Source organism: Candidatus Frankia alpina (assembly GCF_902806485.1).
Taxonomy (GTDB): Bacteria; Actinomycetota; Actinomycetes; order Frankiales; family Frankiaceae; genus Frankia; species Frankia alpina.
On the sequence record NZ_CADCWT010000033.1, the window covers coordinates 24,071 to 30,476 of the forward strand.

General features: G+C 72.6%; 4 protein-coding genes and 2 pseudogenes. 5 read left to right on the forward strand and 1 reads right to left on the reverse strand.

Annotation, left to right across the window (positions count from 1 at the left end; all coding sequences use genetic code 11):
* The first annotated feature begins 62 nt into the window (after positions 1 to 62).
* The 4 genes and pseudogenes from G6R25_RS06355 (at position 63) to G6R25_RS06370 (ending at position 5,665) form a co-directional block, all read left to right on the forward strand.
* Positions 63 to 563 (forward strand): MarR family winged helix-turn-helix transcriptional regulator, encoded by a 501-nt coding sequence (locus tag G6R25_RS06355; protein ID WP_235947597.1) that lies wholly within the window; start codon positions 63 to 65, stop codon positions 561 to 563.
* Between the two features lie 128 nt (positions 564 to 691).
* Entirely contained in the window at positions 692 to 1,573 is an 882-nt protein-coding gene (locus G6R25_RS06360) for an ATP-binding cassette domain-containing protein (RefSeq protein WP_268904095.1), read from the forward strand.
* Between the two features lies 1 nt (position 1,574).
* Positions 1,575 to 2,288: an ABC transporter permease gene (locus G6R25_RS06365; RefSeq protein ID WP_163552233.1), complete on the forward strand. Its 714-nt coding sequence runs from the start codon at positions 1,575 to 1,577 to the stop codon at positions 2,286 to 2,288.
* A gap of 170 nt (positions 2,289 to 2,458) precedes the next feature.
* Positions 2,459 to 5,665, forward strand: a pseudogene (locus G6R25_RS06370) (ATP-binding protein).
* A 26-nt stretch (positions 5,666 to 5,691) separates the two neighbouring features.
* On the opposite strand, the gene G6R25_RS06375 reads toward G6R25_RS06370, so the two are convergent.
* A complete protein-coding gene (locus tag G6R25_RS06375; protein WP_136448644.1) occupies positions 5,692 to 6,015 on the reverse strand; it encodes a hypothetical protein in 324 nt (107 codons plus the stop codon).
* Positions 6,016 to 6,218: 203 nt separating this feature from the next.
* On the opposite strand from G6R25_RS06375, the pseudogene G6R25_RS25010 reads away from it, so the two are divergent.
* Positions 6,219 to 6,406: pseudogene (locus G6R25_RS25010) on the forward strand (hypothetical protein); the annotation flags it as partial.

Below are 6,406 nucleotides of genomic sequence, written 5' to 3' on the forward strand. Positions count from 1 at the left end.
CACTATGAGGAGTACCGTCCTAAGATAGCCTCACCATCACCGTAGACGAGGAGGCCACTCGGATGCCGCCACCGGACACCGGCGACGAGGTCGTGAACGTGTTGCTCGCCGCCGGCCACCAGGTGCGGATCGCGGTCGACGAGGCGTTGCGGGCGAGCGTGGGGCTGACCCTGCGCCGGTTCAAGGTCCTGCAACTGCTCGCGGACATCGGGCCCTGCCGGCTGCGCGACCTCGCCGACGCGGTCGCGGTCGTGCCCCGGACGATGACCGAGATGGTCGACGGCCTGGAATCGGACGGCCTGGTGGCGCGTCGTTCACATCCCAACGACCGGCGCGCGGTGCTGCTGGCGCTCACCCCGGCCGGCCGGGAGGCGCTCACCGTCGGCCGTCGGCGGCGGGCGGAGACGGTGGCCGATTTCACCCGGCATTTCACCGCGGCGCAACGGACCCAGCTCGTCGAGCTGCTGGCGTCGATCCGGCGGCACGGACCGCCCGAGCCCGAATCCAGAGCGCCTGGCCCCAGAGCGCCTGGACCCGCCGAATCCGGTGTAGCCCCACAGTAGACAGCAAACTGCGGGACGTTACCGTAGAAGCTGTCGGGTCGGACCATCGCCGGGAGGTTCCCGTCACCGCCGTCGTCCACGTCGACCGCCTGAGCAAGCGATACGGGTCTCACCACGCCGTTCGGGAGATCAGCTTTGCGGTCCGCGAAGGCGAGATCACCGGTTTCCTCGGTCCGAACGGCTCCGGGAAGACCACGACGCTGCTCGGCCTCGTGACGCCGAGCTCCGGAGCGGCCCTCGTATTCGGCCGTGGCTACCGCGATCTTGATCACCCGACCCACCAGGTCGGCGCGGTGCTGGAGACCGGATCCCATCCTGGCCGCAGCGCCCGCGACCACCTGCGCGCCCTGGCGCTGCCGCTGGGCGTCGGACGCCACCAGGTGGACGAGGTTCTCGCGACCGTCGGGCTCGGCGCCGCCGGGGACCGCCTGACCGGCGGGTTCTCTCTCGGCATGCGGGGGCGCCTGGCGCTCGCCGCGGCTCTGCTCGGCGACCCGGTGCTGCTCGTCCTCGACGAACCGACCGGCGGCCTCGATCCGGAGGGTATCCAGTGGCTGCGGGCGTTCCTGCGCTCGTGGGCAGCCCAGGGCCGCACCGCGCTGCTGTCCAGCCATGTCCTCGCCGAGGTCGCCCAGACCGTCGACCACGTGGTCATCATCAGCGGGGGTCGCGTCGTCCTCGACGCGCCCGCGGACCGCCTGGGCTGCGGCCACGTCGAGGTGCGCACCCCAGCCGCGGCGCGGCTCGCCGGCCTGCTCGCGGCCCAAGGCCTGGTCTCGACCGGCGCGGGGCACGACGGGCTGCGGCTGCCGGCCGGGACGGCGGAGCAGGTCGGCCAGGTCGCGGCGCGGCACGGGATCGCACTTGTCGAGCTGCACACACACGGCCCGGACCTGGAGGAGGTCTACTTCGCGCTGACCCGTCCCCACGCCGGCGCGCCGGACGATGAACCGGGGGCCAGCCCGGCGGGCCGCCCCAGCCGGGCGTCGACGCCCCTGGGCGCCGGCTGAGATGACCGGACGGCAGGCCGGTGTGGGCGTCCTGGTACGCACCGAGCTGTTCAAGATCGCCAGTAGTCGCTGGCAGCCGGTCGCCCTGACGGGGATTCTGATCCTGCACGTGCCGCTGATGCTGTGGGCCGGCCAGGACGCGGCGGCGAGCTGGGACGGGCTGCGATCGCGCTCAGGGTTGTTCACCGGCTACTTCACAATGGCCTTCGGTGTCCTTGTTGTGACACAGGATTACCGCTACCGGACGGCGGTGCTGGCTTTTCTCGCCGTGCCGGGTCGCCGCCGGATCACGATTGCCCAGGGCATCACCGTCGCCGCGGTCGGCGTCACGCTCAGCGCGGTGTTGTTCGCCGCCTGGCTCGTCGTCGGGGTGGTCCGCTACGGCGGACCCGGCATGCACCTGGACCGCCCGGCCGACGTCGCCGGGGCCTACGCCGTGGTCGCCGTCACCGTGTGGGCGGCGGGCGCGGTCGGCGTGGGGGTCGACACGCTGCTGCGCGGTCCGGCGGGCGCGCTGCTCGCCCTGGGCGGCTGCGGCATGTTCAAACTGTTCCCGGATGCGACCCGCTTCCGCGGACCGGTCACCGCCCCCCTGGGCGTGCTGGCCTGGCCGACGTCCGAACTCGAGGTCACGTCCCTGGCGAGCGCGGTCTGCTGGGGATCACTGGCCGTGACGGCGGGGCTGTTCGCGGTGCGACGGGACCTGCCGTCATGATCGAGGCGCCGCGACCGCCGACCGGCGGCCACAACCGACCACCGCGCCCCATGGCGCCACCGCACGGACGGGACACAAAAGTGGCACCGGTGTGGGACGGATCACCTCCGGCGCGTCGGGTAGGTGCATCCCCCACCGCACCGACCCGAGATCGGCCTACCATCCGGCACATCGTGCCGTGCCCGACTTGCGCGGAGGACAACCCGGAGCGGGCGCGCTTCTGCTCCGGGTGTGGGAATCCCCTGCCCACCGCGGGAAGCGGTGCGCGCAAGACTGTAACGATCATGTTCGTGGACATCGCCCGGTCGACGGACATCGGCGAGAAAATCGACTCCGAACCGCTGCAGCAGGTCATGTGGCGGTTCTTCACCACGGTGCGCGAGGTGATCTACACCCACGGCGGCTCGGTCGAGAAGTTCATCGGCGACGCCGTCTTCGCCGTCTTCGGCATCCCCGTGCTACACGAGGACGACGCGCTGCGCGCGGTGCGCTCGGCGCTGGACATCCGGGCCGCGATGGAGGCGCTCAACGCCGACCTGCAGGAGAAGTGGGGGCTGCGGCTGCGGGTACGGATCGGGATCAACACCGGGGAGGTCACCGTCGCCGGCGGCGGCGTCACCGGCGACGCGGTCAACGTCGCCGCCCGCCTGGAGAGCGCCGCGCCACCCGACGAGATCCTCATCGGCGACACCACGCACCGGTTCATCCGCCACAGCGTCACGGCGACCCCGCTGGACCCGCTGGTCGTGCAGGGCAAACGCGACCCGCTGCGGGTGCACCAGCTGACGGGCCTCGTCGACCCGACGGCGGGCCCAGGCAGCCGGGCGCAGATCCACGGCTTCACCGCGCCCGTGATCGGCCGCAATCGGGAGCGCCGCCGCCTGCAGGACGCGTTCGAGGCGGTCATCGACGAACGCACCTGCCACCTGTTCACCGTGCTCGGCTCGGCCGGCATCGGCAAGTCCCGGATGGTCGGCGAGTTCTGCACGTCCATGACCACCCGGGCCACGGTGCTCACCGGTCGCTGTCTGTCCTACGGCGAGGGCATCGCCTACTGGCCGCTGATGGAGATGGTGCGTCAGGCCACCGGGCTGACCGCCGACGAGAGCGCTCCGGACGGCCGGCGCCGGCTGCGCGAGCTGCTCGACGGCGTCGGCCAGGCCGCCGAGATCGTCGAGGCGCTCGCCCCGCTGGTGGGTACTCGGCGGCGCCGAGCAGGGCCCGCAGGAGAGCTTCTGGGCGGCCCAGTCGTTCTTCCAGGCGCTGGCCGCGCACCGGCCGCTGATCCTGTGGTTCGACGACGTGCACTGGGCCGAGCCGGCGCTGCTCGACCTGATCGAGAACATCGCCGGCTGGTCCCGTGACGCGCCGATCATGCTGCTCTGCCTGGCTCGCCAGGAGCTGCTGGAGGACCGCCGCGGCTGGGGCGGCGGCAAGTTCAACACCACCTCGATGCTGCTCGCGCCGCTGACGGAGGCCCGCTGCCAGCGCCTGATCCGCAGCCTCATGGGCTCCGACGACCTCGACCCGGCGCTGGTCACCCGAATCACCACCTCCGCCGCAGGCAACCCGCTGTTCGTCGAGCAGATGGTCGCCGCCCTCGTCGACGACGGGCGGCTGCGCCGCGAGGGCACCCGCTGGATCACCACCGGCAGCCTGCGCAACGTGACGGTGCCGCCGACGATCTCCGCGCTGCTCGCCGCCCGGCTCGACCGGCTCGACCCGCCCGAACGCCGCGTCCTCGAACGCGCGGCCGTCGTCGGGGAACGCTTCTACCTCGACGCCGTCATCGACCTGTCCGACCCGGCCGAGCAGTCGATGGTGGCCGCGCACTGCCTGAACCTGGTCCGCAAGGAGCTGGTCCACCCCGACCGCTCCGACCTGCCGGGCGTGGAGACGTTCCGGTTCCTGCACGTGCTGCTGCGCGACTGCGCCTACGAGTCCACCTCGAAGCGGCGCCGGGCCGACCTGCACCAGCAGTTCGCCTACTGGCTACAGGCCCGCCTCGTCGGCGGTCCGGGCGAGCACGACGAGCTCGTCGGCTACCACCTGGAGCAGGCGTTCCGCTACCGGGTGGAGATCGGCCAGCGCGACGCGGAGACCGTCGAGCTGGGCCGGTCCGCGGCGACCTGCCTCATCGAGGCCGCCGACCGGGTGCGCCAGGGCGACGAGACGAGCGCGGCCCAGCTGCTCAAGCGGGCCATCACCCTGCTGCCCGAGACCGACCCGCTGCGGCTGCGCGCCGAGATCGACCTCGGCTGGGCGCTGTACTCCTTCTGCCGCTTCACCGACGCCGAGCGCATCCTGCGTCAGGTCACCGAGCGGGCCCGGCGCGCCGGCGAGGAGGGGCTGCGGGCGCACGCCCGGCTCGCCCACCTGCGGGTGTTGTTCTCCACCGACCCGGAGGGCCTGATCGCCACCACCCTGACCGAGGCCGCCGCGTCGCTGGCCAACTTCGTCCGTTCGGGCGACGACGTCGGGGCGGCGTTGGCCTGCCGCAGCCAGGCCAACGCCTACCTGGCCGCCGGCCAGCTCACCGCGGCCGAGCGGGCGATGGTGAACGCCGTGCGTCACGCCGAGGAGTCCGGCGTTCCGCGGGCCGCGCAGTCGCTGCGCCGCGAACTCACGTTGCTCATGAGCTGGGGGCCGCGGCCGGTCGCGGGCAGCCTGGCCCGCGCCGGCGAGGCCCTCGACGCGGCCGGGGACGACCGGGCCCTGCGCCGCGCCCTACTCGCCCAGCTCGCCGTCCTCACCGCGATGTCGGGTGATCTGGAGGGCGCGCGCATCCATCTCAAGGCCGCCGAGGAGATCGTCCACGACCTGCGGGCGCCGCGAGCCGACCCGTTCCACGGCGGGTTCGTCGTCGCCCGGGTGGTGCTTCTCGCCGATGAGCTGACCGTCGCCGAGCGGGAGCTGCGCCGCAGCTGCCGAGCCCTGTCCCGGATGGGGGAACGGGCGCTGCTGGCCAACCGCGCCGCTGCGCTGGCCGACGTACGCTGGTGCGCCTCGGCAAGGTGGACGACGCCGGCAAGTACGTCACCCGCTGCCGGGACGCCGCCGCCGACCAGCTACCCGCCCAGGCCGGCTGGTGCGGGGTGCACGCCAGGCTGCTGTCCCTGCGCGGCCGGGGCGCGGAGGCGCTGAGCTTCGCCGACACCGCCGTCGACCTCACCAGGCGCACCGACGACGTCGACGGGCAGGGCCACGCGCTGCTGTCCCGAGCGGAGGTGCTGTACCGGGCCGGGCGCAAGGACGACGCCGCGGAGAGCATGGAGGCCGGCATCACCCGGTACCTGCACCGCGGCAACGTCGCCGCGGCGAACCTCGGCCGACGGCTGTTCGAGCCCCTGGACCGGCCCCCGTCGCTGTCCGGCTGAGGTCGCTGTCCGGCTGAGGTCGCAGCTCAGCGCAGCAGTCCGCGCAGCCGGGCCTGCTCCTGCAACCAGTGCAGCTCCTGGGCCCACAGCCGCAGCCGCTCGACCGCGGCGAGCTGCCGGGCGAGTGCCTCGGCGACGGGCGGCCGGCTCAGCGCCTCGACCCCGGACGGCGACCACTGCCAGTGGGCCTCTTCCTCGCAGGCCCGCCGGTAGGCGGCGCGGCGCAGGACGATCTCGGCGAGGGCGTAGTCGACCTGCTCGGTGAGCAGGTGGAGTCGCGCCAGCAGGTCCGCATCACCGACCAGGGGACGGCCGCTGTAGGCGGGCAACGGTACGGGCCGCACAGACATATTGCTCGAAGCGTACGAGCGAACCGCCCGCGGGAACAGTACCGGGGGTGGACAGATCGGTGACCTTCCACCCCGTCCTGGGGGATACCCGGGCCGGGTGAGATGGGCGCTGGAGATGTGAGCAACCGGAGTCGGGGGGAAGGCATACGGTACGGCGCCGGCGGCGTCGATCGGATCTGTAAGTCGCCCCTGGGGGTCTTTCGGTGAGTCTCACACCACCCGTCCTGCTGATGGTGCTTGGATTTCCGCTTCTCGTCATGGCTGGAATGCTGATGATGAGCGGGATCGAGAAAAGGCTGATCGGTTCACGCAGTCTGCTGTCCCGGGTGGCCGAGGAGGGCGCTGGTGGCGGGAACCCGCCGCATCCGGCACTTGCGGGCCCCTTCCGGGT

Bases quoted from the DNA above. Each gene is read 5' to 3' on its own strand.
- G6R25_RS06375 (WP_136448644.1), bottom strand. From the start codon at position 6,015: ATGTCTGTGCGGCCCGTACCGTTGCCCGCCTACAGCGGCCGTCCCCTG.
- G6R25_RS06365 (WP_163552233.1), top strand. From the start codon at position 1,575: ATGACCGGACGGCAGGCCGGTGTGGGCGTCCTGGTACGCACCGAGCTG.
- G6R25_RS06355 (WP_235947597.1), top strand. From the start codon at position 63: ATGCCGCCACCGGACACCGGCGACGAGGTCGTGAACGTGTTGCTCGCC.